Raw genomic sequence first — 26,997 nt, 5'->3', positions numbered from 1 at the left:
GCTCTAGCGATAGCCGGTGGCGTCCGCCGGCTTGCCGGGCTCCTCGACCTCGGCGATGTAACGCCAGGCATCCGGCCGCGAACCGTCGAGGTCGGTGAAGCCGTACTCTTTCGCCAGGCTTCCGCTCGACAGCGATTGGCCGTTCCAGCGCGCCCGGTCCGGATCGGCCGCAAGCGCTGCGACGGCGCGGCCGACGAAGCGCGGCGTTTCCGAGATGACGAAATGCGGCACCTTCGCCATGGCGTCGCGCCAGTTCTCTTCCCTGACGCCAAACGTCTCCAGCATGATTTCGGAACGCAGCCACCCGGGCGTCAATGAAATGGCGGTGGCGCCATGCGGGGCAAGGTCCTTGGCGTGAGCCCATCCCATGCGGTTCACCGCCACCTTGGCGAGATCGTAGAAGGGCGAGAGGCGGTAGTGGTCGGCATTGTATTCAGCCGTCCCGTCCGTCACCTCCACCAACAGTCCGCCGGGATTCTCGATCAGCAGAGGCAATGCGTGATGGGCGGTGATGAGATGCGTGTCGATGGCCAGATGCAGCATGCGCAAGCCTTTGGCGAGATCGTGTTCCCACACGGGCTTGTTCCATTCGACATAGTTTTCGCCGCCCCAGATGTCGTTTACCAGGATGTCGAGGCGGCCCTGCTCGGTGCGGATGCGCTGCACGAGGGCGGCGACCTCTTCCGAAACGAGATGGTCGGCCTGGACGGCGATGCCCTTGCCGCCGGCTGCAGTCACGAGGTCGGCGGTCTCCTCGATCGTCTCCGGCCGCCGGTACTCGGATTGCTGCTGGCGTGTCGTGCGCCCGGTAACGTAGACGGTCGCGCCGGCTGCTCCCAGTTCAACTGCTATTCCGCGGCCTGCGCCGCGCGTTGCGCCTGCGACAAGCGCGACCTTTCCAGCAAGAGTCATTGAAACCTCCCGGGCTTTTGCCTTTGATGGCATGGCGTGAAATGATATATAAATGAATATTCACTTATTAATTGGAAATCAAGATGCCGCGACCCAAGACGTTGTCCGACGAGAAGGTGCTGGAGATCGCGCTCGGCCTCATCCATGAGCGCGGCCCCGAGGCGCTGACCTTCGAGAGCCTGGCACGTGCCTGCGGTCTTTCCCCGGCAACGCTAGTCCAGCGTTTCGGGACCAAGGCCGGGCTGAAACAGTCGGCCTTGCTGGCCGCCTGGGATCGGCTTGACGCGCGGACCGAAGAGCTCGGTGCCAGCGTCGCCAGGACGCCGGAGGGGGCGGTCGGCCTGCTGGTCGATCTGTCGCGCGGCTATGGCGAGATCGAGGCCTATGCCGAGGGCCTGCTGGTGTTGCGCGAGGACCTGCGTGACCCGGTGCTGCGGGCACGGGGTGCTGCCTGGCGCCAGCGTCTCTCGGCCGCGCTCGACGCGTGCTTTGCGGATACAGCCGTCGCGCCGCGCGATATCGGCCTGCTGATGGCCTCGCAGTGGCAGGGGTCGCTGCTGTGGTGGGGGTTCGACCCGCAAGGGCGCGTCGAGGATTTCGTCGAAACCAGCCTGCGTCAGTTCGTTACGGCGCTGCTGCCGCGTTGACCGGCGCGTCTGTTATCTGGATATCATTACCTGAGAGGTCATTGCTGCTGTCGCTGGCTCAGGCATTTTGTGCGCCATCAAGCTCAGACAGGAGAAGAACAGTGGCGATCACCTACATCATCGGCTTTCGCGTCCGCCCGCAGCATCAGGAGCGGTTCATGATGCTGCTCGATGGCGTCCTCGACGCGATGCGTCACGAAGAGATGTTCATCTCCGCTACCCTGCACGGGGATCCGCAGGACCCGTTGCGGCTGCTGCTGCACGAGACCTGGGTCGACCATCAGGACGTGCTCGACGTGCAGTTGAAGCGCCCTTACCGCGAGGAATGGCACGCCGCGCTGGACGAGGTGCTGGAAGGGCCGCGCGACATCCAGGTCTGGCAGCCGCTCAGAAGCGACAGCCGCGGCGCCTTCGATCTGGCTTAGTCTTATCCAGAGGCCCTGAATGTTGACTCATCCAGGGCGCCTCAATCGCCGGCGCGGCCCATCCGGGCCGCTTGGCTTCGCGCCAATGGGCGCGGCGCGCCGTCGCGCGCTCCAACGGTCAATCAAGATGACCGTTGGTACTACTCTGCGGCGATCTGGCCGGGCTGTTCGTCGACGGCATAGCTGGCGCGGTAGAGTTCGCGCTGGCGGTTGAGCGCCACCATCGTGTTGCGCAGCAGGATCGAAACGGTGATCGGGCCGACGCCGCCCGGCACCGGGGTGATCCAGGAGGCGACCTCCTTGACGCTTTCGGTGTCGACGTCGCCGACGATGCGGGTGGTGCCGTCCGGGAGCGTTTCGGAGTTGATGCCGATGTCGATGACGGCGGCGCCCGGCTTGACCATGTCGGCCTTGATCAGGCGCGGCTTGCCGACCGCCACGAACAGCGCGTCGGCGCGGCGCGCATGCACGGCCAGCGAACGTGTCATGTGGTGGCAGACGGTGACGGTGGCGCCCTCGCTCATCAACAGGAAGGCGATCGGCTTGCCGACGATCTCGGAATGGCCGACGACCACGACCTCGAGGCCCTTGAGGTCGAGCCCGGTTTCCTTGAGCAGCTCGACCGAGGCGGCCGCTGTACAGGGCGCCAGGTCGAGCTGGTTGTAGACGATGTTGCCGATCGAGGCCGGGTGCATGCCCTCGACGTCTTTCAGCGGGTGCACCGCGCTCTGCAGCGCCTTGACCGGAATATGCTTGGGCACAGGGCGCTGGATTATGATGCCGGTGACGCGTGGATCGGCATTCATGCCGTGGATGGCGGCCTCGAGCTCGCGCGCGGTGACGTCGGCCGGAAAGCGGCGCTCCTCGAAATCGATGCCGGCCTGCGCTGCCTTGGCGCGCTGGTTGCGCACATAGACGTCGACGGCATCGACATCGCCGACGGTGATCGAGACCAGCTTCGCCGGAAAGCCTTCGGCACGCGCCTCTTCGGCGGCGATGCGGACGCTTTCGATGATGCGCTTGGCGACGGGGCCACCTTTCAGGTAGCGGCTGTCGGTGGTGGACATGGGCGGATTTCCAGAGTTCCAGCGTTTCAAGGTGCTAGAGCGTCTTTTGCGCGTCCGAACAGACGCGCGGCGCTCTCGGTTGCGGGCGACATAGCAGGAGAATGCCGCCGGCGGGAGACTGAATCCGTCCTGCCTTAGTCAATTATGGTCACTGGCAGTGAAAACCGATCGAAACGGCCAAAACAGAAAGGGCAGCGCGGCATGGCCGGCTGCCCTTTCTGGACTGGCCATGTCCCCACAAGGCCCGTCCCCCGTTATTTCGTCGGTCGGCGCGTCAGGCCGACTCAATGCGCAAACATTACATCACGACGACCGTCGTGCCTACCTTCACCCGGTCATAGAGGTCGACGACATCCTCGTTGCGCATGCGGATGCAGCCGGAGGACACCGCCCCGCCGATCGTCCAGGGCTGGTTGGTGCCGTGGATGCGGTAGAGCGTCGAGCCGAGATAGAGTGCGCGGGCGCCAAGCGGGTTCTCGATGCCGCCGGCCAGGAAGGTCGGCAGGTAGCGGCCCTTGGCCTTTTCGCGTGCGATCATCTCGCTCGGCGGGCGCCAGTCCGGCCACTCGCGCTTCTGGCTGACCTTGTGCGTGCCGGCCCATTCGAAGCCCGGCTTGCCGGTGCCGACGCCGTAGCGGCGCGCCTTGCCGCCTTCGCCGACCAGATAGAGGAAGTTCTGCGTGGTATCGATGATGATGGTGCCCGGCTTCTCCTTGCCGTCGAAGGCGACCTCCTGCGGCAGGTAGATCGGGTTGATCTGCGGTCTTGCCACCGTTCGCCTGACCTGCTGGCCGGGCACTGCCGCGGTACGCACGCGGTCGGTTCCGGCCTGCGGCCGGACCTGGCGGTACTGCACGCGTGGCTGCGCCTGGCCGTAATACTGATCCTGCGGGACGGCCTGGCGGTAGCGCACCTGCGGCTCTCCCCATGGCCGGACGGCATAGCCGCGGCTGGCCCTGACCACGCCCGGCGCGCGGCCGAGCTGCGTGACCCAGGGCGCTGAAAGGTCGGGGCTCACCATCACCGGCGGACGCTCGGCATAGCGGTCATTGGCAAGGGCAGGGGTGGCAACCGCTGCCAGCGCGCCGATTGCGCCGAACAGGGGCAGAAACAGCTTTGTCATTCGCATAGGGACGCACTCTCAACTCGATCGTCGCGCCGCGCAGGAAACGGGTGTTCCTCGCGGCCTCGATCGGCATGTTGTCCGCAGGCGGCAAGCGAATGGTGAATCGCGAACGTTTAAAATGCCGCTTTGTCAGTAAACCTTTTGGTGTGGTTACCGGCTGGTTCAGGAATCTGGTAAAGCCCCGGTAAAGCACGCTTTCCAGGCGTTAACGAATGGATTTGCAATGAGCGACAACAATGGTTTGATCACCGGGGTCGATGGCGTCACCCGGTGTGCCTGGCACGGCAACCTGCCCGACTACCAGCTTTATCATGACCATGAATGGGGCCGGCCGGTGACCAACGACCGCCGCCTGTTCGAGAAGATCTGCCTGGAAGGCTTCCAGTCGGGTCTGTCCTGGCTGACCATCCTGCGCAAACGCGAGGCTTTCCGCGAAGCCTTCGTTGGTTTCGATTTCGACAAGGTCGCGCGGTTCACCGATGCCGACGTCGAACGGCTGTTGACCAATGCCGGCATCATCCGCCATCGCGGCAAGATCGTCTCGACCATCAACAATGCCAGACGCGCGCAGGAACTGGTCAAGGAGGCTGGTTCGCTCGCCGCCTGGTTCTGGAGCTTCGAGCCCGGCCCGCAGGAGCGGCCTGCAGTGGTCGACATCACCCATCTGCGCGCCAACCCGACCACGGCTGTGTCGACCCGCATCTCGAAGGAACTGAAGAAGCGTGGCTGGACCTTTGTCGGCCCGACAACCGTCTACGCCTTCATGCAGGCCATGGGCATGGTCAACGATCATATCGAAGGCTGTGTCTGCCGCGCCGAGGTCGAGGCCGAGCGGCAGGCGCTGAAGCGGCCTGCCTAGAGCGTTTCCGTTTTTTCACGGAAACGCGGAAACGCTAAGTTTTTGTTTTCGTCGCATTTTTGTAACGCCAAGTGATTCCACTTGGCTACAAAATGCTCTAGAGCATTTCCGGCAAAAACAGAATCGCCGGCAATGCTCTATCTTCTTGTTTTGACGCAATTTCCGGACGCAAACCGCTACGCACTTTTGCTGGAATTGCTCGAGAGCGTTTCCCGTTTTTCGCGGAAACGCCGGCCCGTGGGTCTTTAGCCGCGTTGGGCTCGAATCCGTCTCCTTCTGGCCCTCTCGGCCAGGCTCTTGCGCGGATCGTGCAGCAGACGCTGCTGGATCATGAGCGTTGCCGTGCCGGCGATGATCATGCCGACGACATTGACCACAAGCTGGATCAGCGCTGCCCGCGCTTCATCCCACGCACCGACGGCGAGCGTCAGTGCAATCGTGCCGACCGCCGGTACGGTGGTGATGGAAATGAACACGCCGACCAGCGCCGACGACTTCGCGGCCGTCAGCGAGAGCACGCCCGCACAGCCGGCCAGCACTGCAATGATGAAGGACCACGCGTCGGGCTTGACGATGAACTGTGTCTGCGGGCCGCTGGTCGCGGCAGCAAAATCGACGAAGCCGGCGGTATAGGCGGCCGCCCAGACAAGCCAGGCAATGGCGGTGGCCGTAGCGAAGCCGCCGATCAGGGTGGTCGCTGCCGGTCGCAGCAGCGACCAGCGACGCCGGGCAATTGCCAGGCAGATCGCCGCCACAGGAGCGAAGTCCGGCCCGACCACCATGGCGCCGATGATCAAGATAGGCTGGTCGACATAACGCCCGATGCTGGCAATCAAGGTCGCCAGCACCAGAAAGGTCAGGAACGACCACGAGAGGTCGGCGTCCTCATGCGCCTGGTCCTCGATCTCGTCCCAGATGACGGCGTCGGCGGGGTGGCCATCCGCTGCTGCCTCGGCTCGATCGGCCGCCTCTGAAATGATCGTGACGTTGTCATGCAGCGAAATGGAGCCGGTCTTTTCGATGCCAAGAGCGCGCAGCGCATCGACGATGGCATTTGCGGTTTCGCGCGCCACGTCGAACAGCAGGACGTCCCCCTTGCCGCCCAGTGCTGCGCCGTGCAGCACCACGAGATTGGCCGTCGTCGCATTTGCCTTGATGGCCTTGATGGCGGCTTCGCAACTCTGGGGCGGCGTCAGCACACGGACCTGAAGCATCGGCAATGCCCTCTCCTCGATGGAGGTTCATCCGGGCATCTGCCCGCGCGCATGGATGCCGCAGGCGGCCGGCGCTGTCCAGCGCCGAGCTTCGGGAGGTCATTATCGTGCGAGGCAGGCGTTCAGCCGCGCGACAGCATCAGCCCGATGATGATCGCGGTGATGGTGGCGAGTGCCGGGTAGATCACCAGCAGGCCGGTGATCAGGATGTCGCCGAGGCCGGAGCTTCTGCGATCGGTGGCAGGCACCTCGAATGGTCCCGCCTGCTGGGTGACCGTGGGCGCGAGGACTTCGGAACGGCGCAGCGGTATCACCTGTGCGGTCATGACCGGTTCATCCAGCAGTTCGATTTTGTGCGCCGCAGCCATTTCAGTGCAAGTCCTTGGTTTCAAGCCGCTTATCGGCGTCGATTATGTCGGCACGATGCCGCGATAATGGCCAAATTGGTGCGTTTTGGCGCTTTTGGCCGCAATGGTTGACGAGTGGTTAGCCGGGGAGGCTTCAAGGGGCTCATTCCAGCGGTTCTGCCGTCGCGAAACCGCTGTCGCGCTGGAAAGTGTTGTCTCCGGCAAACGCCTTGCCGCACCTGCCTGCATCGGCTAGGACAACCGCGCCGCGAAAGCGGCAGTTTTTGACATGCCTATGCCATCGACAGCGAGTTCAAGACCATGGCCGACAAACCGGAAAAGATGAAAGCGCGGCTGCCGCGCGGCCTTGTCGACCGCAGCGCCGAGGACATCCGTGCCGTCGAGAAGATGATGGCGACCATTCGCGCGGTCTATGAGCTCTATGGCTTCGAGCCGGTCGACCAGCCGCTGATCGAATATACCGATGCGCTGGGCAAGTTCCTGCCGGACCAGGACCGTCCCAATGAAGGCGTCTTCTCCTTCCAGGACGATGACGAGCAGTGGCTGTCGCTGCGCTATGACCTGACGGCGCCGATGGCGCGTTTCGTCGCCGAGAATTATGAGCGCCTGCCGAAACCCTATCGCAGCTACCGCTCCGGCTGGGTGTTCCGCAACGAGAAGCCGGGCCCCGGCCGCTTCCGCCAGTTCATGCAGTTCGACGCCGACACCGTCGGCACGCCGGGCGTCGCGGCGGATGCCGAAATGGCGATGATGATGGCCGATGTCATGGAAGCGCTCGGCATCAAGCGCGGCGACTATGCCATCCGCGTCAACAACCGCAAGGTGCTCGACGGTGTGCTCGAAGCGATCGGCCTCGGCGGCGACGACAATGCCGGCCGCCGCCTGACCGTGCTGCGCGCCATCGACAAACTCGACAAGGTCGGGCCGGACGGTGTGCGCGCGCTGCTTGGCAAGGGGCGCCTCGACGAGAGCGGCGACTTCACCAAGGGTGCCGGACTGGATGCCGCGCAGTCCGATCGCGTGCTGCTCCTGACCGCGCCGGGCACCGGCGATCTTGCCGACACGCTGGCCAAGATGCGCGAAGCCGTCGCCGGATCGGAACGCGGCGCCGAAGGCGTGCAGGAATTGCAGGATATCGGCGCGATGGTCGCGGCCGCCGGCTATCTCGACACACGCGTCAAGATCGATCCTTCCATCGTGCGCGGCCTCGAATATTACACCGGCCCGGTCTACGAGGCCGAGCTGCTGGCCGAGATTCCCAACGACGAAGGCAAGATCGTGCGCTTCGGCTCGGTTGGCGGCGGCGGACGTTATGACGGGCTGGTCTCGCGCTTCCGTGGCGAACCGGTGCCAGCGACGGGTTTCTCCATCGGCGTCTCGCGCCTGATGACGGCGCTGAAGAACCTCGGCAAGCTCGACACCTCCGACATCCTGCAGCCGGTGATCGTTCTGGTGATGGACAAGGACACGGAAAGCCTCGGCCGTTACCAGAAGATGGTGTCGGACCTGCGCCAGGCCGGTATCCGCGCCGAACTCTATCTCGGGGGCGCCGGCATGAAGGCGCAGCTGAAATATGCCGACCGTCGCGGGTCGCCGATCGCCGTCATCCAGGGCTCGAGCGAACGCGAGGCCGGCGAAGTCCAGCTGAAGGACCTGATCGAAGGCGCCAGGCAGGCGGCGGCGATCGCCGATCATGCCGAATACAAGGAAGCACGGCCGGGCCAGGTCACGGTGAAGGAAGCCGATCTGGTCGCCGAGGTGAAGAAGATCCTCGCCGCGCAGCAGGCGGAGCGCGAACGTGGCTGAGGCCAGTGCTTGCTCGACGTTGCCGACCCCTTCTCCCCTTGTGGGAGAAGGTGGCCCGGAGGGCCGGATGAGGGGTGTTGGCCGGATCGCCAGCATCCCGTTTCTTCCAACACCCCTCATCCGTCTCGGCGCTGCGCGCCGATCCACCTTCTCCCGCAAGGGGAGAAGGGGAGGCGTTGCTCAATGACCCTGCTTGCCATCGATCACGTCCAGCTTGCCATGCCAGCCGGGCGCGAGGCCGACGCGCGCGCCTTCTATGCCGGCATACTGGGCCTGACCGAGGTGGCGAAACTCGATAACCTTGCCAGGCGTGGCGGCTGCTGGTTCGAAAGCGCTGTGGTCAAGGTGCATCTCGGCGTCGATCCCGACTTCCACGCGGCCGCCAAGGCGCATCCGGCCTTCCTGGTCGATGATGTGAAGCGGCTGGAGGCAGCGGCGGTAACGGCCGGGTACCGGACGGCGACCGATGTGCCGCTCGAAGGCTACGAGCGCATCCATGTCTATGATCCATTCGGCAACCGCATCGAACTGATGCAGAAAGTGACGTCATGAGAGGCGCGCGTCCGCCTGCCTTTGCCGATGAAGTGGTGGCGCTGCTCGAACAGCGTGGCGTCGGCCTCGTCGACGTCGCCGTGCTGCAGCCGGCAGATCCATTCCTCGACATGGCTGGCGAGGATCTGCGCCGCCGCATCTTCCTGACCGAGAGCGAGACCGGGCAGACGCTTTGCCTGCGTCCCGAGTTCACCATTCCGGTCTGCCTCGACCACATTGCCAGCCAGGCGGGCACGCCGCGCCGCTACGGTTATCTCGGCGAGGTCTTCCGCCAGCGCCGCGACGGCGGCAACGAATTCTTCCAGGCCGGCATCGAGGATCTCGGCGATGGCGATACCGCAGCCGCCGACGCCCGCAGCGTTGCCGACGCCCATGCCTTGCTGGCGCTGGTGCTGCCGAAGCGCGCGCTTTCGGTCACGCTGGGTGACCAGGCCATCTTCGAGGCCGTGCTGGCGGCGCTCGGCCTGCCGCGCGGCTGGCGCATGCGGCTTGCCCGTGCCTTCGGTTCGAAGGCGATGCTGGAAGCCGCCCTTGCCGATCTCGCCAATCCGCCACGCAACGGCCAACTGCCGCCGCCGGTCGCCACGCTGGCACTGGATGCCGACCTCGACGCCCTGACGACGCATATCGCCGCCGACATGGAAAAACTTGGCCTTTCTGCTTCCGCCAGCCGCACGCCGGCCGACATCGCGCGCCGGCTGATCGAGAAGGCGCAGCTGCGCTCGGTGCGGCTATCCGACGAGGCCTTCGCCGCGCTGAAGACGTTCCTTGCCATCCATGTGCCGCTGTCGCAGGCGGCAGGGGCCCTGCAGGAGTTTGCCTCGAGTGCGGGGTTGGCTCTGGGCTCTGCGCTCGACACCTTTGCCGCGAGGGCGGAGGCGGTTGCCGGTCACGGCCTGACGGGCGATGCGGTCCACTATGACGCCGCCTTCGGCCGTCCGCTCGACTATTATACGGGTCTCGTCTTCGAGATCGCATCCGGGCACAGTGAACGCCCGCTGGTCGGCGGCGGCCGCTATGACCGCCTGCTGACGCTGCTCGGCGCCAAGGGCCAGATCCCGGGTGTCGGCTTCTCGGTCTGGCTCGACCGCATCGAGGCGCTGCGGGGTGACGCATCATGACCGTGACGCTGGCGATCCCGTCCAAGGGGCGGTTGAAGGAACAGGCGCTGGAAGTGCTGGCCAAGGCCGGGCTCGCCGTCAGCCTGCCGGAAGACGATCGCAAATATCATGCCCGCATCGCCGGTCGCGATGACATCGAGGTGGCCTTCCTGTCGGCTTCGGAAATTGCCGGCGAGATCGGGCAGGGCGCCGTCGACCTCGGCATCACCGGCGAGGACCTGCTGCGCGAGAACCTGGCGGACTGGCAGTCGCGCGCCGAGATCGCCGCGCGGCTCGGCTTCGGCCACGCCGATGTCGTGGTGGCGGTGCCGGACATCTGGTTCGACGTCGACTCGATGGCCGATCTCGACGACGTCGCCGCCGACTTCCGCCAGCGCCATGGCCGCCGGCTGCGCATCGCAACCAAATACTGGCGGCTGACGCAGCAGTTCTTCACCGCCAAGCATGGCATCCAGGTCTATCGCATCGTCGAAAGCCTGGGCGCGACCGAAGGCGCACCGGCGGCAGGCTCGGCCGATATCATCGTCGACATCACCACCACCGGCTCGACGCTGAAGGCGAACCATCTGAAGATCCTGTCGGACGGCATCGTGCTGCAGTCACAGGCCTGCCTCGTTGTCTCGAAGAAGCAACGCAAGCCGGCCGATGCCGCCCTCGTCGCCGATATCGCTGCAAAGGTCGCGGCTTCGCTTGCCTGACGGGTGTTGCCATCAGACTTTTGGCCTGATTTTCTCATCGGTGGCTGGCTGATAGCCTTTCACTGCTAGCGGAGGAGGAGGCCATGGCGATCAATCCGGACGAACTGAAAGGCACGCGACCGTCAAATCCTGTTCAGGTGGGGATTGTCTTCATTGCCCCGAAGGAAGGGCTGTCGCATGTCTCCGGCGAGCGCCTGCAGCCGCTGCTCGACAAGACCATTCCGCAGCTTCTGGCCGACACGGTGCGGGCCTATGGACCACGCGACGCCGCGGTGTTCCCAAGTCAGGACAAGCGCTTCTCCTGGGATGAACTGGCAAGCGTTGTCGACGACTTCGCCGCCGGGCTGGCGACACTCGGACTGGTGAAGGGCGATCGCGTCGGCATCTGGTCGCCGAACCGCTGGGAGTGGCTGGTGACGCAGTATGCCACCGCCCGTATCGGCCTGATCCTCGTTAACATCAATCCGGCCTACCGGCTCGCCGAACTCGACTATGCGCTGAACAAGGTCGGCTGCAAGGCGCTGGTCACGGCGGCACAGTTCAAGACCTCGGACTATCTCGGCATGATCCGTACGCTGGCGCCAGAGATCGACAGCGCCGAACCCGGCAAACTCGCTGCCGGGAAACTGCCGGCGCTGAAGACCGTCATCCGCATGGGTGAGGAGGTTTCGCCTGGCATGCTCAATTTCGGCGATGTGCTCGCCATGGGCGCTGGTGCCGACCGCGCCGGGCTCGACCGCATCAGCGCGAGCCTGAAGCCGGACGATGCCATCAACATCCAGTTCACCAGCGGCACCACCGGTGCGCCGAAGGGTGCCACGCTCACCCACGCCAACATCGTCAACAACGGCAATTTCGTCACCGCCGCCATTCGGCTGACCGCGAAGGACCGGCTCTGCATTCCGGTACCTTTTTATCATTGCTTTGGCATGTCGATGGGCTCGATGGGCTGCGTCTCCAAGGGCGCCACCATGGTTTTCCCGGGGGAGGGCTTCGACCCCGGCGTGACGCTGAAGGCGATATCCGACGAGCGCTGCACCGGGCTCTACGGCGTGCCGACCATGTTTGTCGCCATGCTCGACCATGCCGATTTCAAGAGCTTCGACCTGTCGTCCTTGCGCACCGGCATCATGGCCGGCTCGCCTTGCCCGATCGAGGTGATGAAGAAGGTCATCGCGCTGATGAACATGTCGGAGGTGACGATCGCCTACGGCATGACCGAGACCAGTCCCGTCTCCTTCCAGAGCGGGGTTGATGATCCGCTCGAGAAGCGCGTCTCGACGGTCGGGCGCATCCATCCGCATGTGGAGGTCAAGGTGGTGGATGCCGAGGGCGAGACCGTGCCGGTCGGCGAGCGCGGCGAACTGTGCACGCGCGGTTACTCGGTGATGAAAGGCTATTGGGAAGACCAGGAAAAGACCGACGAGGCGATCGACCCGGACGGCTGGATGCATACGGGCGACCTCGCCACCATCGACGAGGAAGGTTTCTGCAACATCGTCGGCCGCGTGAAGGACATGGTCATCCGCGGCGGCGAGAACGTTTATCCGCGCGAGGTCGAGGAGTTCCTCTACCGCCACCCGAAGGTCAAGGAAGTGCAGGTGTTCGGCGTGCCTGACGCAAAATATGGCGAGGAGATCGCCGCCTGGATCGTGGTGAAACCGGGCGAGGCGATGAGCGAAGAGGAGGTGAAGGCCTTCTGCGCCGGCCAGATCTCGCACTACAAGGTGCCGCGCTACATCCGCTTCAAGGACAGCCTGCCGATGACGGTGACCGGAAAGGCGCAGAAGTTCGTCATGCGCGATGCCATGGTCGAGGAACTGGGCCTCTAGTTTGTTATAGACGCGCCCGCGTCGAGCGTGGCGTCGCAAGCAGCAGCGTCGTTTCCGAACCGGTGATGGCCGGAATGAGCCGCACCTTGCGCAGCACGGCGTCGAGCTGCGTCAGTGTTTCCGTGTTCAGTTCGACGACGAGGTCCCAGCGGCCGTTGGTGGTGTGGATGGCGGAGATTTCCGGGAAGCCTCCCAGTGCCCGCACCACCCGGTCGGCGGCATGACCCTCGACCTCGATCATCATGATGCCGCGCACGCGCTGTTCGAGCGCATCCGCCCGCAAGATGACGGTATAGCCGAGGATCTCGCCCTGCCGCTCCAGCCGCTCGATGCGGGCACGCACCGTTGCCCGCGACACGCCGAGGTCGACCGCAAGGTCGGAGATGGAACGGCGGCCGTCATGCCTCAGCAGCGTCACCAGCTTTTCGTCGAGCGAATCCATGCGGGATATCCATGATTGACCATATTGGCATTCGATATTGCCGAAATGATAAGGCAATGAGCGATATCTGCCAAATCAGTTTGTTCATTCCGCCAGTCGTTTGCGCTTCAATTGAGCAAGAGAATACCAACGGTCATTCGGAATGACCGTTGGAGCGCGCGACCGCGCGCCGCGCCCGTTGGCGCGCTAGCCAAGCGGCCCGGAGGGGCCGCGCCGGCGCTTGAGGCGTCCTGGATGTGTCAACATCCGGGACATAGGGAACAAAAACAGGGAAGGAACGCCATGCGTTGCAGGATCGTGGGTGCGCCGGAACAGGATGGCGCCGGGCATCTCGGCTGCGAGATGGGGCCGAGTGCGCTGCGCACGGCAGGATTGATTTCGGCACTGACCGAGCTCGGCCACGAGGTCGAGGATCTGGGCACGGTGCAGCCGGCCGCAGCCCAGCCGATCACGCATCGCAATCCGGCGCTGAAGAAGCTGCCGGAGATCGTTGCCTGGACGGCGGCGATTGCCGAGGCTGCCTATCAGGCCAGCAAGGACGCCATGCCGATCTTCCTCGGTGGCGATCATGCCATTTCGGCCGGCACACTGTCGGGTGTCGCCCGCCGCGCTGCCGAGACCGGGCGCCCGCTTTTTGTCCTGTGGCTGGACGCGCATCCCGACTATCATACGCTCGACACCACCACGAGCGGCAATTTGCATGGCGTGCCGCTCGCCTATGTCAGCGGTCTCCCGGGCTTTGACGGTGTTTTCCCGGACCTGCCCGTGCGAGTGGATCCGACGCGCATCTGCACGCTTGGCCTGCGCAGCGTCGATGCACCCGAGCGTGAGGCGCTCAAGGCAGCCGGCGTGACCGTGCATGACATGCGCGCCATCGACGAGCACGGCATCGCGCCGTTGCTGCGTGCCTTCCTCGCGCGTGTCGCCGAGGAGAACGGCCTTCTGCATGTCAGCCTCGACGTCGATTTCCTCGACCCGTCGATCGCGCCGGCAGTCGGCACCACGGTGCCGGGCGGCGCCACCTTGCGCGAGGCGCATCTGGTCATGGAGATGCTGTCCGACAGCGGTCTCGTCACCAGTCTCGACCTCGTCGAACTCAATCCCTTCCTCGATGAACGTGGCCGCACCGCCACTCTGATGGTCGACCTGACGGCCAGCCTGATGGGCCGCCGCATCATGGACCGTCCGACGAGGAGCTTCTGATCATGCAGGCCAAACTGAACATCGTTCCGTTCGTGAGCGTGGATTCCATGATGAAGCTGGTGCTGGCCATCGGCGTCGAGCGCTTCCTGACCGAACTGGCAGCCTATATCGAAGAGGACTTCCGCCGCTGGGAGCTGTTCGACAAGACACCGCGCGTCGCCTCGCACAGCCATGACGGCGTCATCGAGCTGATGCCGACCAGCGACGGCCGCCTCTACGGCTTCAAATATGTCAACGGCCATCCGAAGAACACGCGCGAGGGCCTGCAGACGGTGACCGCCTTCGGTGTTCTGGCCGATGTCGGCTCGGGCTACCCGATGCTGCTGACCGAGATGACCATCCTGACGGCACTGCGCACCGCCGCCACCTCGGCGCTGGTTGCCAAATACCTGGCGCCGAAGGGTGCCCGCACCATGACCATCATCGGCAATGGCGCGCAGTCGGAGTTCCAGGCCATCGCCTTCAAGGCGATCACCGGCATCGACCGGCTGCGGCTCTACGACATCGATCCGTCGGCCTCGAAGCGCTGTGCCAGGAACCTCGCCGGTATGGGCTTCGACATCACCATCTGCGCCTCCGGCCAGGAGGCGGTGGAGGGCGCCGAGGTCATCACCACGGTGACGGCCGACAAGCAGTATGCGACGATCCTGACCGACAACATGGTTGGCTCGGGCGTGCACATCAACGCGGTCGGCGGCGATTGCCCCGGCAAGACCGAACTGCATCGCGACATCCTGCTGCGCTCTGACATCTTCGTGGAGTTCCCGCCGCAGACGCGCATCGAGGGCGAGATCCAGCAGCTGGATGCCGATCATCCGGTGATCGAGCTTTGGCAGGTGATGGCGGGCAAGGCTGCCGGCCGCACCAGCGCCAAGCAGATCACGCTGTTCGATTCGGTCGGCTTCGCCACCGAGGATTTCTCGGCGCTGCGTTATGTGCGTGACCAGCTGCAGGCGACCGGCCTCTATGAGGAACTCGACCTGCTCGCCGATCCCGACGAACCGCGTGACCTCTTCGGCATGCTGCTCAGGGCAGGGGCCAAAGAGGGGCTTCCTGCCTAAATCCTAGAGCATTTTGTAGCCAAGTGGAATTACTTGGCGCTGCAAAAATGCAGCGAAAACAAAAACTTAGAGCGTTTCCGCGTTTCCGTGAAAAACGGAAACGCTCTAGTGGGCGTGCGCGGCATCGGTCCGCACGCCTTTCAACACCTGGGCCAGTGCCTTGCATTCTGCCTGGCGATGGCCATTGCGGCGCCAGGCCAGCGCCACGGTGCGAGAAGGCATCGGCTCGGCGAAAGGCACGACGCGCAGGTCAGGCAGCGCTGCCGTGGGCGCCACGGCCATCTCCGGCACCAGGGTCACGCCGAAGCCATGTCCGACCATCTGCAGCAGCGTGGTCAGGCTGGTCGCGCCATAATTCGCCATGGCGGTCGGGCGCACGCTGCCACACAGCTGCAGCGCCTGTTCACGCAGGCAATGGCCCTCTTCCAGCAGCATCAGTCTTTCCAGAACCGGGCTTTCCGGCGGCACCGGCGGTGCCACCAGGTCGGGCTCCGCGCGCGGCACCGCCAGGAAGAAGCGGTCTTCGAACAGGGCTTCCGCCGTCAGTCCCGGCTGGTCGAGCGGCAGTGCCGCGATGAAGGCGTCGAGGCTGCCGAGTGCTGCCTCCTCGGCTAGCGTATCGGTCACCGCCTCGCGCAGTTCGAGCCGCAGCTCGGGATAGCGCTGCCGCAGCTCCGGCAGGATCGAAGGCAGCAGATAAGGCGCCACCGTCGGGATGATGCCGAGCCGGAAGCGACCTTCCAGTGCCTTGCGTCCCGCCAGGGCGGCCTCTTCGACGTCGCGCGCCGCCGCCAGCGCCCGCGTGATCAGCGGCAGCAGTGTCGCGGCTTCCGGCGTCAGGATGGCGTTGCGGCCGGAGCGGTCGAACAGCTTGCTGCCGAGCTTTTCCTCCATGTCGGCGATCTGCGCGGAAAGCGCCGGCTGGCTGATGCCGCACAGTGCTGCCGCCCTGCCGAAATGCAGCGTCTGCACCAGCGTCTCGAAATACTGCATCTGCCGCAGTGTCAGTTTTATCATAAGAAAAAACTATCGAAAAAAACAGAAAAGGCAATTTGCTTTTATAGAATGGAGCTTTTAGGCTGCCGCCGTTCCATTAGAGCGTTTCCGTTTTTCACGGAAACGCGGAAACGCTCTAAGTTTTTGTTTTCGCCGCATTTTGTAACGCCAAGTGATTCCACTTGACTACAAAATGCTCTATTCGGCGGGCGCCCCTCGGGCAGCTCTTCGGCAACCCACCCATTCACGAGGGAGGCAGCCATTATCAGCCTCTCTCCAGACCAAAGTCCGCTGTGTGCCCGGTAGGGTGTATGGGATTTGGCATCGTTTGAAGATCAGCGTTGGAGAAAGAAATGGACGCAAAGACCGACGACAAAAGCGCAGGCAAATGCCCGTTCAGCGGCCATGGACCGAAAAACCAGAACTGGTGGCCGAACCAGCTGGACATCCAGATCCTGCACCGGCATTCCAGCCTGTCCGACCCGATGGGCGAGGCGTTCGACTACGCCAAGGAGTTCGAGAGCCTTGATCTCGATGCCGTCATTGCCGACCTGAAGGCGCTGATGACGGATTCGCAGGATTGGTGGCCGGCCGACTTCGGCCACTACGGCCCGCTTTTCATCCGCATGGCCTGGCACAGCGCGGGCACCTACCGCATCGGCGACGGCCGTGGCGGTGCCGGCGCCGGACAGCAGCGTTTTGCCCCGCTGAATTCCTGGCCGGACAACGTCAACCTCGACAAGGCCCGCCGCCTGCTCTGGCCGATCAAGCAGAAATACGGTCGCAAGCTCTCCTGGGCCGACCTGCTTATCCTGACCGGCAACGTCGCGCTGGAATCGATGGGCTTCAAGACCTTCGGTTTCGCCGGTGGCCGTGCCGACGTCTGGGAACCGGAGGAGCTCTATTGGGGGCCGGAAGGCGTCTGGCTCGCCGACGAGCGCTACACCGGCGATCGCGACCTGCAGAACCCGCTCGGCGCCGTGCAGATGGGCCTGATCTACGTGAACCCGGAAGGGCCGAACGGCAGGCCGGATCCGCTGGCTGCGGCGCGCGACATCCGCGAGACCTTCGCGCGCATGGCGATGAATGACGAGGAGACCGTTGCGCTCATCGCCGGCGGCCACACCTTCGGCAAGACGCACGGCGCCGGCGATGCGAAGCTCGTCGGAGTGGAGCCGGAAGCGGCCGGCATCGAACAGCAGGGCCTGGGCTGGGCCAATGCCTTCGGCACCGGCAAGGGTGGCGACGCCATCGGCAGCGGCCTTGAAGTCATCTGGACGACGACCCCGACCAAATGGACGAACAACTTCTTCTGGAACCTGTTCGGCTATGAGTGGGAACTGACCAAGAGCCCGGCCGGCGCCCATCAGTGGACGCCGAAGCATGGCATGGGCGCCGGCACGGTGCCGGACGCGCACGACAAGTCCAAGCGTCATGCGCCGTCGATGCTGACCACCGACCTCGCGCTGCGCGTCGACCCCGCCTACGAGAAGATCTCGCGGCGCTTCTACGAGGATCCGGATGCGTTCGCCGACGCCTTCGCCCGCGCCTGGTACAAGCTGACGCATCGCGACATGGGACCGCGCGCCCGCTACCTCGGCAAGCTCGTGCCGGAAGAAGTGCTGCCTTGGCAGGATCCGATCCCGGCTGTCGATCACGGGCTGGTCGACCAGGCCGATATCGCCGCGCTGAAGGCGAAGATCCTGGCGTCCGGCCTGTCGGTGTCGCAACTGGTGTCGACTGCCTGGGCGTCGGCCTCGACCTTCCGTGGTTCCGACAAGCGCGGCGGCGCCAACGGCGCCCGTATCCGGCTTGCGCCGCAGAAGGACTGGGCGATCAACCAGCCGGTCGAACTGAGCGCGGTGCTGCAGAAGCTGGAGGCGATCCAGGCCGAGTTCAATGCCGCGCAGTCCAGCGGCAAGAAAGTCTCGCTCGCTGACCTGATCGTGCTTGGTGGTGCCGCCGCGGTCGAGAAGGCGGCAAAGGACGCCGGCCAGTCCGTGAACGTGCCGTTCACGCCCGGCCGCATGGATGCTTCGCAGGAAGACACCGACGTCGCCTCCTTCGCTCCGCTCGAGCCGGTCGCCGACGGTTTCCGCAACTACAGCCGCGGCACTCACCGCCTCTCCGCCGAGACGCTGCTGGTCGACAAGGCGCAGTTGCTGAACCTGACCGCTCCGGAAATGACTGTGCTGCTTGGCGGCCTGCGCGTCCTCGGCGCCAATACAGGCCAGTCCACGCATGGTGTGTTCACCGAACGGCCGGAGACGCTGAGCAACGACTTCTTCGTCAACCTGCTCGACATGCGCACTGAGTGGCGGCCTTCCGCCACCGAGGGCGTGTTCGAAGGGCGCGACCGCAGCACCGGCGAGGCCCGCTGGACCGGCACGCGTGTCGATCTGATCTTCGGCTCGCACGCCCAGCTGCGCGCACTTGCCGAGGTCTATGGCAGCTCTGATGCCCAGGCGACCTTCGTGAAGGACTTCGTCGCTGCCTGGAACAAGGTCATGAACGCCGACCGCTTCGACCTCGTCTGAGTTCGAGTTTGTCTGAAAACAAAACAGGCGCGGAGCGATCCGCGCCTGTTTTTTATTGTCTGAAGATCGGCAAGGCGCCTGGTTAAGCGCCTTGCTTGGGTGTTGCTCAGTCCTTCTCGAACACGCCGGTCTTGGCGACGATGCCGGCGATGGCGCCGCCGATCAGCGGCGCCACGATGAACAGCCAGAGCTGGCTGATCGCCGCGCTGCCGCTGAACAGCGCCGGGCCGATCGAACGCGCCGGGTTGAGCGAGGTTCCGGTCACCGGAATGATGGCGAAGTGCAGACCGGCCAGCGTCAGGCCGATGACGAGGCCGGCAAAGGCTGTCGTGTGCTTGCCGCTGGTGACGCCGAGGATGACCGTCACGAATGTGAAGGTGCCGATCAGCTCCCAGAGGAAGGCGGAGCTGACGCCCCATTTCGTTTCGTCCCAGCCATTGGCGCCGAAGCCGCCGGTATGGCCGCCGGTCTGTCCCGAAACGATGACCCACAGCGCCAGCGAAGCGATGATGGCGCCGATGATCTGTGCGATCCAGTAAGGGATCACGTCCTTGGCCGGCAAGCGACCGGCCAGGAAGACGCCCAGCGTCACCGCCGGGTTGAGATGCGCGCCGGAAATCGGCCCGATCGCGTAGGCAGCGGCGATGAGGCCGATACCGAAAGCAAGGCCAATGCCTTCTTGGCCCAGAGGCAGGGCGCCGCCGAACCCTCCGGTCACCACCGAGGCAGTGCCGATGAACACCAACAGAAATGTACCCAGAACTTCAGCCAGATAAGATTTCATAGTCCCTCTCCTCGAAAGGGCTCTGCCAGGCTCTGGCAAGAGCCGCGAATCGCACGAGGGAGCGTATGCTTAAGCCGAACCGTTTTAAAGCAGTGGATATTACGCCAGTTCAACAGCTTGTGCATTCGGGTTGCGCCCATTACAGCAGGGACGAAATCAATCCTTTGCGGCGAGACGAATGCGACTGGGCGGAAGGCTGGCGGCGGCCATCGAAGTTTTGGAAGACATCAACCGTCGGCATCGCCCTGCGGCGGATGCCTTGCGCGACTGGGGACTGTCGCACCGTTTTGCCGGCGGCGGCGATCGCGCAGCCATCGGCAATATCGTCTATGATGCGCTGCGCCGCAGACGCAGTGCCGGCTGGCTTTTCGATGACGAGACGCCGCGCGCCGTCGGGTTCGGCGCGCTCCTGCTGGAATGGGGGCAGACGGCGCAGTCGCTGAACGCCGCGCTCGAAGGCGACAAGTTCGCGCCACCCTTGCTGAGCGAGGCCGAACTGGCAACCGTCGCCGGGCGCAAGCTCGCAGACGCCCCCGAAGAGGTGCGTGCCGACTGCCCCGACTGGTGCGTACCGCTGTTGAAGGAAGCTTTCGACGGGGCATGGGTGGAAGAAGGGGCCGCTCTTGCTGCCCGTCCGCCACTCGACCTGCGCACCAACACCTTGCAGGCCGATCGTGCCAAGGTGTTGGCGGAACTCACCGAGACGGGCGCCGAGCCTTCGCATCTCGCCACCCAGGGTATCCGCATCGCGCCGATCGCCGGCGACGGCCGCCATCCGAATGTCCAGGCCGAACCGGCTTTCCAGAAGGGCTGGTTCGAGGTGCAGGACGAGGGTTCGCAGATTGCCGCGGAACTCGCCGACGCCAAGCCAGGCATGCAGGTGCTCGACTACTGCGCCGGCGCCGGTGGCAAATCGCTGGCGCTGTCGGCTGCAATGCAGAACAAGGGGCAGGTGTTTGCGCATGACGCCGAAAAGCAGCGTCTGGCGCCGATCTTCGACCGCATGCGCCGCTCGGAAAACCGCAACATCCAGGTCGTCGCGCGCGAACAGGAACTGGCGCCTCTGGCCGGTCACATGGACATCGTGCTGGTCGATGCCCCCTGCACCGGCTCCGGCACATGGCGGCGCCGGCCCGACGCCAAATGGCGGCTGACCAACCGCCAGCTCGATGCGCGCAAGGCCGAACAGTCTGCCATCCTCGATGTGGCCAAGGGTTTTGTAAAAACCGGTGGCCTGCTGGTCTACATCACCTGTTCGGTCTTTCCGGACGAGAACGGCGAGCAGGTTTCGGCTTTCCTGGCGCGCCACAAAGGCTTTGCACCCGTCGACCATGCCGCATTGTGGCAGGCGCGGTTCCCGGGCCACGACGCTGAAGCCCGCATCGGCTCGCAATTCGGCATCTCGCTGTCGCCGGCGTTGAGCGGCACCGACGGTTTCTATTTCTGCGCCCTGCGCAAGGTTGCATGACGCCCTGGCCCATGCTGCAATGCAGCATGGGCATTGCCTGCCTGCCGGCTCTGCTGTAAGCCGGCTAGAGCACAATCCCGGAAGGTTTCAGGCTTTTGGGCAATGAGCGGACGGCAATCCGCTGACAGCTTGGGGGCAAACGCCATGGCAGCCAAGATCGTACCGGCCCCGAATTACGAGGAGCGCGTCAGGACCTCGTTCTCGCGCCAGCAGGCCATGGCCACGATCGGCGCCGAACTGACGCTGGTCACGCCGGGTATCATCGAGATCGAGATGCCGTATTCGACGGCGCTGACCCAGCAGCATGGTTTCCTGCATGCCGGCGTGATTTCCACGGCACTGGATTCCGCCTGTGGTTACGCCGCTTATTCGCTGATGCCGGAAAACTCCGGCGTGCTGACCATCGAGTTCAAGGTGAACCTCCTGGCGCCGGGCAAGGGCGAACGCTTCTTGTTCCGGGGCTCGGTCACCAAACCCGGCCGCACCATCATCGTCGCCGACGGACAGGCCTATGCCTTCGCCGCCGACGGCGAAGCCAAGCTGATCGCCACCATGACCGGCACCATGATGACGGTGACCGGACGCGAAGGCATCGAGGGGTGAGCAGCCGGTCCGCGAAGTCGCTCGTCGCGTAACTGACACGGCGAGACGTTACGCAGGCCCTAACCACCCTGTAGTGCCCAAGGTATCGAAGTCGATGAGCCCCAGTTCCGCAGACCTGCTTGTCGATCTTGCCGGCCGCAAGGTCCTGTTCGTCATGGCGGCGGACGCCGAATATGGTCCGCACCTCAAGCGCCTGTTCAAGCCTTTGATGACTGGTGTCGGTCCGGTCGAGGCCGGAGTGCGGCTCGGGGCCGAGTTCGCGCGCCTCCAGGCCGCCGGCCGATTGCCCGATCTGATCGTTTCGCTTGGTTCAGCCGGGTCGCGCCGTCTCGAGCAGACCGGCATCTATCAGGCGACGTCGGTCTCATACCGTGACATGGACGCTTCCGCGCTCGGCTTCGAAAAAGGCGTCACGCCCTTTCTCGACCTGCCGGCGACCTTGCCGCTCGGCCATCGCATCGCCGGCATCGAAGGCGCGTCGCTCTCCACCGGCGCTAACATCGTGTCGGGTGCGGCCTATGATGCCGTCGCCGAGGACATGGTCGACATGGAGACTTTCGCGGTGCTGCGCGCCTGCCAGCTGTTCTCCGTGCCCCTGATTGCGCTGCGTGGCATCTCCGACGGTGCGGCGGAACTCAAGCATGTCGGCGACTGGACCGAATATCTCCACGTCATCGACGAAAAGCTGGCTGCCGCCGTCGGTCTGCTCGCTGCATCACTTGCCGCAGGCAGCTTGACATTGACACCGTGACAATCCTTCCGGGGCGAGCCCATTGCGTCGAATCGGTTCTTTCTCTAAAGGCTCGCCATGACGACACATCCCCAGACAGTTCTCATCATCGACTTCGGCAGCCAGGTCACGCAGCTGATCGCCAGGCGCTTGCGTGAAGCCGGCGTCTATTGCGAAATCGTGCCGTTCCAGTCGGCCGACGAAGCCTTCCGGCGGATCAATCCCAAGGCGGTCATCCTCTCGGGCAGCCCGCATTCCACCGTCGACATCGGCAGCCCGCGTGCCCCTGACGCCGTCTTCACGGCAGGCATCCCGGTGCTCGGCATCTGCTATGGCGAACAGACCATGTGCGCCCAGCTTGGCGGCAAGGTCGAGAGCGGCCATCACCGCGAATTCGGCCGCGCCTTCCTCGACGTCGAGCAGGATTGCGCGCTCTTCGATGACGTCTGGGCAAAGGGCACCCGCCATCAGGTGTGGATGAGCCACGGCGACCGCGTCACTGCCATTCCGCCAGGCTTCAAGGTCGTCGGCACCTCGACCGGCGCACCGTTCGCGGCGATCGCCGACGAAGAGCGCAAGTTCTATGCCGTGCAGTTCCATCCGGAAGTCGTGCATACGCCCGACGGCGCCAAGCTCCTGCGCAATTTCGTGCACAGGATCGCCGGCATCGAGGGCGACTGGACCATGAAGGCCTATCGCGAGCACGCCGTCGAGGCGATCCGCAAGCAGGTCGGCAAGGGCAAGGTCATCTGCGCGCTTTCGGGCGGTGTCGATTCCTCCGTCGCCGCGCTGCTGATCCATGAGGCGGTCGGCGACCAGCTCACCTGTATCCTGGTCGACCACGGCCTGATGCGCAAGAATGAGGCGGCGGACGTCGTCACCATGTTCCGCGAGCACTATAACCTGCCGCTGATCCTGGTCGATGCCTCGGACCGTTTCATCTCCGCGCTGGAAGGCGAGAGCGATCCGGAAAAGAAACGCAAGACCATCGGCCGCCTGTTCATCGAGGTGTTCGAGGAAGAGGCCAAGAAACTCGGCGGCGCCGAATTCCTGGCACAGGGAACGCTTTATCCCGACGTCATCGAGAGCGTGTCCTTTACCGGCGCCACCTCATCGACCATCAAGTCGCACCACAATGTCGGTGGCCTGCCCGAGCGCATGAACATGCAGCTCGTCGAGCCGCTGCGCGAACTGTTCAAGGACGAGGTGCGTGTGCTTGGCCGCGAGCTCGGCCTGCCCGACAGCTTCATCGGCCGCCATCCCTTCCCGGGACCGGGCCTTGCCATCCGCTGCCCGGGCGGCATCTCGCGAGAGAAGCTGGAGATCCTGCGCGAGGCCGATGCCATCTATCTCGACGAGATCCGCAAGGCCGGCCTCTACGACGCCATCTGGCAGGCTTTTGCGGTGCTGCTGCCGGTGCAGACGGTGGGCGTCATGGGCGATGGCCGAACCTATGAATTCGTCTGCGCCCTGCGCGCCGTCACCTCGGTGGACGGCATGACCGCCGATTTCTACCACTACGACATGGAATTCCTCGGCCGCGCCGCCACCCGCATCATCAACGAGGTGCGCGGCATCAACCGTGTCGTCTACGACGTCACCAGCAAGCCGCCGGGCACGATCGAGTGGGAGTGAGGGGATGCCGCTAATGCGTTAGTGATCGGTCGAGCGGACGCTGTTTGGGGAAAGCATGTCGATCTTCGAAGACTTCGAGGTCCAGTTCTTCTTCGCCAAGAACAAGCAACTTTTCGCTCGCTGTCCCTGTCGCCGAGCACTCCCTCATCTGCATGAGTTTGATGAGGCGTCGGCCCATCATATACTGTGCCACATGCTGGGCCACCTCTTGGATATCAAGGCTGGTCAGCCCACTCTAAACGACTCCAACGAAACCATCTCGGCGATCAATCAAGACGGTCTCGAAGATGAGCTTCGTTACGTTTACAACGATTTGCAGAATCCCCAGCTGAAAGCAGCAAGACGGGTTGATGGCAATGTCGATCCGGGCGACGGGCCCGAAATTGGGGACTTCGGACCCGAACAGCAGGACTGCTACGGTGCCGATGCGCGGGCAGAGCTGATGGCTGAGGCCATTCGGGCTTACTTGCTGGATCCAAACTATTTGAAGACCTTGGCGCCGAATGTGGCTGCTCGCATCCGCGCCGCAGTGAATCCAAATCCCGAAGTCAATCGCATCCTTCAATTCAACTGACGACTGGCTCGGATTGCTGTCGTCGTGCCACGCGCCTGACGTCGATCGCCATCTGGCGCGGATGACGCAGGATGGTCGAGAAACGGGCTTTCGCTACCAACGCCGTAAACTACGTGAGGTTCGCGTCTATTCTATCAGTTGTTGTCAATATGGCCCGCCATATCGTGTAGACGGAGATAATCGTGGTTGATGATCCTTATTTTGGCGCAAGGACTTTCTTGCGCAGAACCACATAGGGCGTTTCCTCCCGATCATAAATGTATCCTAAGGACTCATATAAGCGGCGAGCAGGATTTTGAGGCAAGCAACTCAACTCCAAATCAAGGCACCCAGCCGCCGCTGCTTCATGTTCAAACCTGACAAGGAGGGTAGTCGCTATTCCCCTCCGTCTGTAGCCAGGGTCAACGTTGACGGAAGCGAGTATCGCTGTGTCGTCTTCTCGTTCCCAGAACAAATAGCCGAGAGGTTGATCTAGTTGTTCTACCGTAATTGTCCGGGGAAGATCCTCCACCCATTGTTGTAAATGCCGCTCAAGAGCGGACAGCCATTTCTGCAGCTGAAGTGGCTCCATTGTCTCAATGTACAATCGCTCCAGCCGGTAGATAGTAGGCAGATCATCGGGTCGACCACGGCGAAGAGAAAACATCTGGTAGCACCCCGTAAGACTTTTGATTGGCATGCTTGCAAACTGCCGCGAAGGCCTGAGTAGCAGCTGTAAAGCTTCGCGAAAACTGACGCATGCAGCTCAAGGTTCACGGCCACTGCAATTGGATTACTCTTGCGGCGTTGCCATCGCTGGTTAGGCACCCGCCCAAACGGTTGGCCGTCGGTTTATCCACGGCTGCGCGCGCTCAAGCTGACCCGCCAAGCTGAACAACAAGTCCTCGCGGCCAAACCCGGCAAAAAATTGCGACCCGACAGGCAAGCCGGTCACAGGATCGGTCGACAGCGGTACCGACATGGCGGGGATACCGGATACATTTGCCAGAGCCGTGAACGGCGAATTGCTGAATACCTTGTCGACCCAACCTGGCCCGTCGAGTTCGCTCTGCCCTTGATTGTAAGTGCCAATCAAGGATGGCAATTCCGGCAGGGTGGGGGTCAACAAGATGTCGAACGTTTCAAAATATGCGCCGATTGCCCGCGCGACTTTGTTCCTGACATCAAGCGCACCGAGAAGGTCAAGGCCGCTGACCTTACGCCCATATGTGTAGACGGCCATGGTTGCGGGTTCGAGATAATCGGCTGTCGCACCACGGCCCACGGCGGCAGAAACGGCATCGATCCAGGCTGTGGTGTTCACCGTGAAGAGTTGGGTATTGGCGAACACAAAGGCCTCCCAGGAGACACCAACGTCGAGCGTCACATCCTCGACATCATGACCAAGTTGATGGCACAGTTGCGCTACACTTCCCAACGCAGCCGCAACAGGAGCGGAGGTACGAACTCCGTTCAAGGGGTTTGGCATCAAACCGATCTTGAGCTTTCCGGGATCTTGCTCGACTCTGGACAGGAAGCTCCCCTGAGGTGCCGCGGTGTAGTAAGGTTCGCCAATACCGCCGCCTTGGACAGCATCCAGCAGTGCAGCGCTGTCTCTAACCGTTCGGCTAACACCGAGCTGGACTGCGAGGCCGCTCCAGACTTCATCGACAGCAGGTCCATTGGACACGCGGCCTCGTGTAGGTTTCAGCCCAAACAGACCGTTGACGGATGCGGGAACGCGGATGCTGCCGCCGCCATCAGTTGCATGAGCAACAGGGACGATACCTGCCGCGACTGCGGCGCCAGATCCGCCACTCGATCCGCCGGCAGTACGCTCCAGCGCCCAAGGATTGCGCGTAGCGCCGGTGGCGACACCTTCCGTTGTCGTGCTGATCGCGAACTCCGGTGTGGTGGTTCTACCGATCGGGACAAGACCCGCTTCACGGAATCGAGACATCAAAGTCGAGTCCGAAGCCGCAACGAGGCCTCTGGCAAGACGGCTGCCCAGCTCATTGGGTCGGCCGGCGCGCGTGATGCCAAGATCCTTGACGAGAAACGGAACGCCAGCAAAGGGCTCGCCAGTGTTCTGGTCTTGCAGAGAGGCTGGAGCTTCGTCGGCCCACGTCTCGACAACAGCGTTAATCGCAGAATTGACGCGCTCTACCGCCCGGTGTCCCGCATTGATTACCTCATCGGCAGTGACCGCTCGCTTGGCAATCAGCTCAGCCAGGCCGACGGCGTCGTAAGACACATAGTCACGCAGTTCCATTGCAAAACTCCAAAATGATACCCATTGGTATCAATGATACCGCGTGGTATCTTTGTCAATAGAGCTGGAATCGAAATGGTGCCCAC

The 26,997-nt window shown here is 63.6% G+C and carries 25 protein-coding genes; 16 read left to right on the top strand and 9 right to left on the bottom strand.

Annotated elements, in window-relative coordinates:
- Window positions 1-3: 3 nt before the first annotated feature.
- Window positions 4-912 carry an SDR family oxidoreductase gene (locus C1M53_RS04845; protein ID WP_129411209.1) on the bottom strand — a complete coding sequence of 303 codons (909 nt, stop codon included), beginning with the start codon at window positions 910-912 and terminating at the stop codon, window positions 4-6.
- An 83-nt stretch (window positions 913-995) separates the two neighbouring features.
- Between C1M53_RS04845 and C1M53_RS04840 the strand changes: the two genes are divergently transcribed.
- Window positions 996-1,559 carry a helix-turn-helix domain-containing protein gene (locus C1M53_RS04840; protein ID WP_129411208.1) on the top strand — a complete coding sequence of 188 codons (564 nt, stop codon included), beginning with the start codon at window positions 996-998 and terminating at the stop codon, window positions 1,557-1,559.
- Window positions 1,560-1,660: 101 nt separating this feature from the next.
- Window positions 1,661-1,984 (top strand): putative quinol monooxygenase, encoded by a 324-nt coding sequence (locus C1M53_RS04835; RefSeq protein ID WP_129411207.1) that lies wholly within the window; start codon window positions 1,661-1,663, stop codon window positions 1,982-1,984.
- Between the two features lie 140 nt (window positions 1,985-2,124).
- On the opposite strand, the gene C1M53_RS04830 is transcribed toward C1M53_RS04835, so the two are convergent.
- Both C1M53_RS04830 and C1M53_RS04825 read right to left on the bottom strand, forming a co-directional pair.
- The gene (locus C1M53_RS04830; protein WP_129411206.1) at window positions 2,125-3,051 is read right to left on the bottom strand and encodes a bifunctional 5,10-methylenetetrahydrofolate dehydrogenase/5,10-methenyltetrahydrofolate cyclohydrolase; all 927 of its coding nucleotides are present in this window, start codon (window positions 3,049-3,051) and stop codon (window positions 2,125-2,127) included.
- 298 nt (window positions 3,052-3,349) lie between these two features.
- A complete protein-coding gene (locus C1M53_RS04825; protein WP_129411205.1) occupies window positions 3,350-4,174 on the bottom strand; it encodes a L,D-transpeptidase in 825 nt (274 codons plus the stop codon).
- Window positions 4,175-4,400: 226 nt separating this feature from the next.
- Here C1M53_RS04825 and C1M53_RS04820 point away from each other — a divergent pair, with 226 nt between their 5' ends.
- The gene (locus C1M53_RS04820; RefSeq protein ID WP_129411204.1) at window positions 4,401-5,036 is read left to right on the top strand and encodes a DNA-3-methyladenine glycosylase I; all 636 of its coding nucleotides are present in this window, start codon (window positions 4,401-4,403) and stop codon (window positions 5,034-5,036) included.
- Between the two features lie 245 nt (window positions 5,037-5,281).
- On the opposite strand, the gene C1M53_RS04815 is transcribed toward C1M53_RS04820, so the two are convergent.
- Together C1M53_RS04815 and C1M53_RS04810 are read right to left on the bottom strand one after the other, a co-directional pair.
- On the bottom strand, window positions 5,282-6,250 hold the full coding sequence (locus C1M53_RS04815; protein WP_129411203.1) for a DUF389 domain-containing protein: 969 nt from the start codon (window positions 6,248-6,250) through the stop codon (window positions 5,282-5,284).
- Between the two features lie 122 nt (window positions 6,251-6,372).
- Window positions 6,373-6,618 (bottom strand): hypothetical protein, encoded by a 246-nt coding sequence (locus tag C1M53_RS04810; RefSeq protein WP_245488449.1) that lies wholly within the window; start codon window positions 6,616-6,618, stop codon window positions 6,373-6,375.
- Window positions 6,619-6,918: 300 nt separating this feature from the next.
- Between C1M53_RS04810 and hisS the strand changes: the two genes are divergently transcribed.
- From hisS to C1M53_RS04785, 5 genes are all read left to right on the top strand, one after another.
- A complete protein-coding gene (gene hisS / locus C1M53_RS04805; RefSeq protein ID WP_129411202.1) occupies window positions 6,919-8,424 on the top strand; it encodes a histidine--tRNA ligase in 1,506 nt (501 codons plus the stop codon).
- A gap of 183 nt (window positions 8,425-8,607) precedes the next feature.
- A complete protein-coding gene (locus C1M53_RS04800) occupies window positions 8,608-8,976 on the top strand; it encodes a VOC family protein (protein WP_129411201.1) in 369 nt (122 codons plus the stop codon).
- Window positions 8,973-10,097 carry an ATP phosphoribosyltransferase regulatory subunit gene (locus tag C1M53_RS04795; RefSeq protein ID WP_129411200.1) on the top strand — a complete coding sequence of 375 codons (1,125 nt, stop codon included), beginning with the start codon at window positions 8,973-8,975 and terminating at the stop codon, window positions 10,095-10,097. Before C1M53_RS04800 ends, C1M53_RS04795 begins: the two co-directional genes overlap by 4 nt.
- Window positions 10,094-10,795 carry an ATP phosphoribosyltransferase gene (hisG, locus tag C1M53_RS04790; protein ID WP_129411199.1) on the top strand — a complete coding sequence of 234 codons (702 nt, stop codon included), beginning with the start codon at window positions 10,094-10,096 and terminating at the stop codon, window positions 10,793-10,795. Before C1M53_RS04795 ends, hisG begins: the two co-directional genes overlap by 4 nt.
- 83 nt (window positions 10,796-10,878) lie before the next feature.
- Window positions 10,879-12,627: an AMP-binding protein gene (locus C1M53_RS04785; RefSeq protein ID WP_129411198.1), complete on the top strand. Its 1,749-nt coding sequence runs from the start codon at window positions 10,879-10,881 to the stop codon at window positions 12,625-12,627.
- Between the two features lie 4 nt (window positions 12,628-12,631).
- Here C1M53_RS04785 and C1M53_RS04780 read toward each other — a convergent pair whose 3' ends face one another.
- The gene (locus tag C1M53_RS04780) at window positions 12,632-13,069 is read right to left on the bottom strand and encodes an Lrp/AsnC family transcriptional regulator (protein ID WP_054309499.1); all 438 of its coding nucleotides are present in this window, start codon (window positions 13,067-13,069) and stop codon (window positions 12,632-12,634) included.
- A gap of 282 nt (window positions 13,070-13,351) precedes the next feature.
- On the opposite strand from C1M53_RS04780, the gene rocF reads away from it, so the two are divergent.
- Complete coding sequence (rocF, locus tag C1M53_RS04775) at window positions 13,352-14,272, top strand: arginase (protein WP_129411197.1); 921 nt, start codon at window positions 13,352-13,354, stop codon at window positions 14,270-14,272.
- The gene (locus C1M53_RS04770) at window positions 14,269-15,333 is read left to right on the top strand and encodes an ornithine cyclodeaminase (protein ID WP_245488567.1); all 1,065 of its coding nucleotides are present in this window, start codon (window positions 14,269-14,271) and stop codon (window positions 15,331-15,333) included. The genes rocF and C1M53_RS04770 overlap by 4 nt, the downstream gene beginning before the upstream one ends.
- Window positions 15,334-15,438: 105 nt before the next feature.
- On the opposite strand, the gene C1M53_RS04765 is transcribed toward C1M53_RS04770, so the two are convergent.
- Complete coding sequence (locus tag C1M53_RS04765; protein ID WP_129411195.1) at window positions 15,439-16,350, bottom strand: hydrogen peroxide-inducible genes activator; 912 nt, start codon at window positions 16,348-16,350, stop codon at window positions 15,439-15,441.
- Window positions 16,351-16,682: 332 nt separating this feature from the next.
- Between C1M53_RS04765 and katG the strand changes: the two genes are divergently transcribed.
- Window positions 16,683-18,866: a catalase/peroxidase HPI gene (gene katG / locus C1M53_RS04760; protein WP_129411194.1), complete on the top strand. Its 2,184-nt coding sequence runs from the start codon at window positions 16,683-16,685 to the stop codon at window positions 18,864-18,866.
- Window positions 18,867-18,972: 106 nt separating this feature from the next.
- Here katG and C1M53_RS04755 read toward each other — a convergent pair whose 3' ends face one another.
- Entirely contained in the window at window positions 18,973-19,650 is a 678-nt protein-coding gene (locus tag C1M53_RS04755) for an MIP family channel protein (protein WP_129411193.1), read from the bottom strand.
- Window positions 19,651-19,828: 178 nt separating this feature from the next.
- Between C1M53_RS04755 and C1M53_RS04750 the strand changes: the two genes are divergently transcribed.
- From C1M53_RS04750 to C1M53_RS04730, 5 genes are all read left to right on the top strand, one after another.
- Entirely contained in the window at window positions 19,829-21,118 is a 1,290-nt protein-coding gene (locus tag C1M53_RS04750) for an RsmB/NOP family class I SAM-dependent RNA methyltransferase (RefSeq protein WP_129411192.1), read from the top strand.
- A gap of 144 nt (window positions 21,119-21,262) precedes the next feature.
- The gene (locus C1M53_RS04745) at window positions 21,263-21,721 is read left to right on the top strand and encodes a PaaI family thioesterase (protein WP_129411191.1); all 459 of its coding nucleotides are present in this window, start codon (window positions 21,263-21,265) and stop codon (window positions 21,719-21,721) included.
- 94 nt (window positions 21,722-21,815) lie between these two features.
- Window positions 21,816-22,472, top strand: coding sequence for a 5'-methylthioadenosine/S-adenosylhomocysteine nucleosidase (locus C1M53_RS04740; protein WP_129411190.1), 657 nt, complete (start codon window positions 21,816-21,818; stop codon window positions 22,470-22,472).
- Between the two features lie 57 nt (window positions 22,473-22,529).
- Window positions 22,530-24,086: a glutamine-hydrolyzing GMP synthase gene (guaA, locus tag C1M53_RS04735; RefSeq protein ID WP_129411189.1), complete on the top strand. Its 1,557-nt coding sequence runs from the start codon at window positions 22,530-22,532 to the stop codon at window positions 24,084-24,086.
- Window positions 24,087-24,141: 55 nt separating this feature from the next.
- A complete protein-coding gene (locus C1M53_RS04730; protein ID WP_129411188.1) occupies window positions 24,142-24,660 on the top strand; it encodes a hypothetical protein in 519 nt (172 codons plus the stop codon).
- Window positions 24,661-25,459: 799 nt separating this feature from the next.
- Here C1M53_RS04730 and C1M53_RS04720 read toward each other — a convergent pair.
- Window positions 25,460-26,911: an amidase gene (locus C1M53_RS04720; RefSeq protein ID WP_129411186.1), complete on the bottom strand. Its 1,452-nt coding sequence runs from the start codon at window positions 26,909-26,911 to the stop codon at window positions 25,460-25,462.
- Between the last annotated feature and the right edge of the window lie 86 nt (window positions 26,912-26,997).

It is taken from the genome of Mesorhizobium sp. Pch-S, from assembly GCF_004136315.1.
Classification (GTDB): domain Bacteria; phylum Pseudomonadota; class Alphaproteobacteria; order Rhizobiales; family Rhizobiaceae; genus Mesorhizobium.
Note: the sequence above shows the minus strand (reverse complement) of the source record. Positions and strands in the feature narration are given on the sequence as shown.

What these genes read in the sequence shown, in the direction of transcription:
- C1M53_RS04825 (WP_129411205.1), bottom strand. Translation starts at nt 4,174, where the DNA reads ATGACAAAGCTGTTTCTGCCCCTGTTCGGCGCAATCGGCGCGCTGGCA.
- C1M53_RS04785 (WP_129411198.1), top strand. Translation starts at nt 10,879, where the DNA reads ATGGCGATCAATCCGGACGAACTGAAAGGCACGCGACCGTCAAATCCT.
- C1M53_RS04745 (WP_129411191.1), top strand. Translation starts at nt 21,263, where the DNA reads ATGGCAGCCAAGATCGTACCGGCCCCGAATTACGAGGAGCGCGTCAGG.
- guaA (WP_129411189.1), top strand. Translation starts at nt 22,530, where the DNA reads ATGACGACACATCCCCAGACAGTTCTCATCATCGACTTCGGCAGCCAG.
- C1M53_RS04810 (WP_245488449.1), bottom strand. Translation starts at nt 6,618, where the DNA reads ATGGCTGCGGCGCACAAAATCGAACTGCTGGATGAACCGGTCATGACC.
- C1M53_RS04815 (WP_129411203.1), bottom strand. Translation starts at nt 6,250, where the DNA reads ATGCTTCAGGTCCGTGTGCTGACGCCGCCCCAGAGTTGCGAAGCCGCC.
- C1M53_RS04730 (WP_129411188.1), top strand. Translation starts at nt 24,142, where the DNA reads ATGTCGATCTTCGAAGACTTCGAGGTCCAGTTCTTCTTCGCCAAGAAC.
- C1M53_RS04780 (WP_054309499.1), bottom strand. Translation starts at nt 13,069, where the DNA reads ATGGATTCGCTCGACGAAAAGCTGGTGACGCTGCTGAGGCATGACGGC.
- C1M53_RS04765 (WP_129411195.1), bottom strand. Translation starts at nt 16,350, where the DNA reads ATGATAAAACTGACACTGCGGCAGATGCAGTATTTCGAGACGCTGGTG.
- C1M53_RS04800 (WP_129411201.1), top strand. Translation starts at nt 8,608, where the DNA reads ATGACCCTGCTTGCCATCGATCACGTCCAGCTTGCCATGCCAGCCGGG.
- C1M53_RS04740 (WP_129411190.1), top strand. Translation starts at nt 21,816, where the DNA reads ATGAGCCCCAGTTCCGCAGACCTGCTTGTCGATCTTGCCGGCCGCAAG.
- C1M53_RS04750 (WP_129411192.1), top strand. Translation starts at nt 19,829, where the DNA reads ATGCGACTGGGCGGAAGGCTGGCGGCGGCCATCGAAGTTTTGGAAGAC.
- C1M53_RS04795 (WP_129411200.1), top strand. Translation starts at nt 8,973, where the DNA reads ATGAGAGGCGCGCGTCCGCCTGCCTTTGCCGATGAAGTGGTGGCGCTG.
- hisS (WP_129411202.1), top strand. Translation starts at nt 6,919, where the DNA reads ATGGCCGACAAACCGGAAAAGATGAAAGCGCGGCTGCCGCGCGGCCTT.
- C1M53_RS04755 (WP_129411193.1), bottom strand. Translation starts at nt 19,650, where the DNA reads ATGAAATCTTATCTGGCTGAAGTTCTGGGTACATTTCTGTTGGTGTTC.
- C1M53_RS04830 (WP_129411206.1), bottom strand. Translation starts at nt 3,051, where the DNA reads ATGTCCACCACCGACAGCCGCTACCTGAAAGGTGGCCCCGTCGCCAAG.
- katG (WP_129411194.1), top strand. Translation starts at nt 16,683, where the DNA reads ATGGACGCAAAGACCGACGACAAAAGCGCAGGCAAATGCCCGTTCAGC.
- C1M53_RS04845 (WP_129411209.1), bottom strand. Translation starts at nt 912, where the DNA reads ATGACTCTTGCTGGAAAGGTCGCGCTTGTCGCAGGCGCAACGCGCGGC.
- C1M53_RS04820 (WP_129411204.1), top strand. Translation starts at nt 4,401, where the DNA reads ATGAGCGACAACAATGGTTTGATCACCGGGGTCGATGGCGTCACCCGG.
- C1M53_RS04720 (WP_129411186.1), bottom strand. Translation starts at nt 26,911, where the DNA reads ATGGAACTGCGTGACTATGTGTCTTACGACGCCGTCGGCCTGGCTGAG.
- hisG (WP_129411199.1), top strand. Translation starts at nt 10,094, where the DNA reads ATGACCGTGACGCTGGCGATCCCGTCCAAGGGGCGGTTGAAGGAACAG.
- C1M53_RS04840 (WP_129411208.1), top strand. Translation starts at nt 996, where the DNA reads ATGCCGCGACCCAAGACGTTGTCCGACGAGAAGGTGCTGGAGATCGCG.
- rocF (WP_129411197.1), top strand. Translation starts at nt 13,352, where the DNA reads ATGCGTTGCAGGATCGTGGGTGCGCCGGAACAGGATGGCGCCGGGCAT.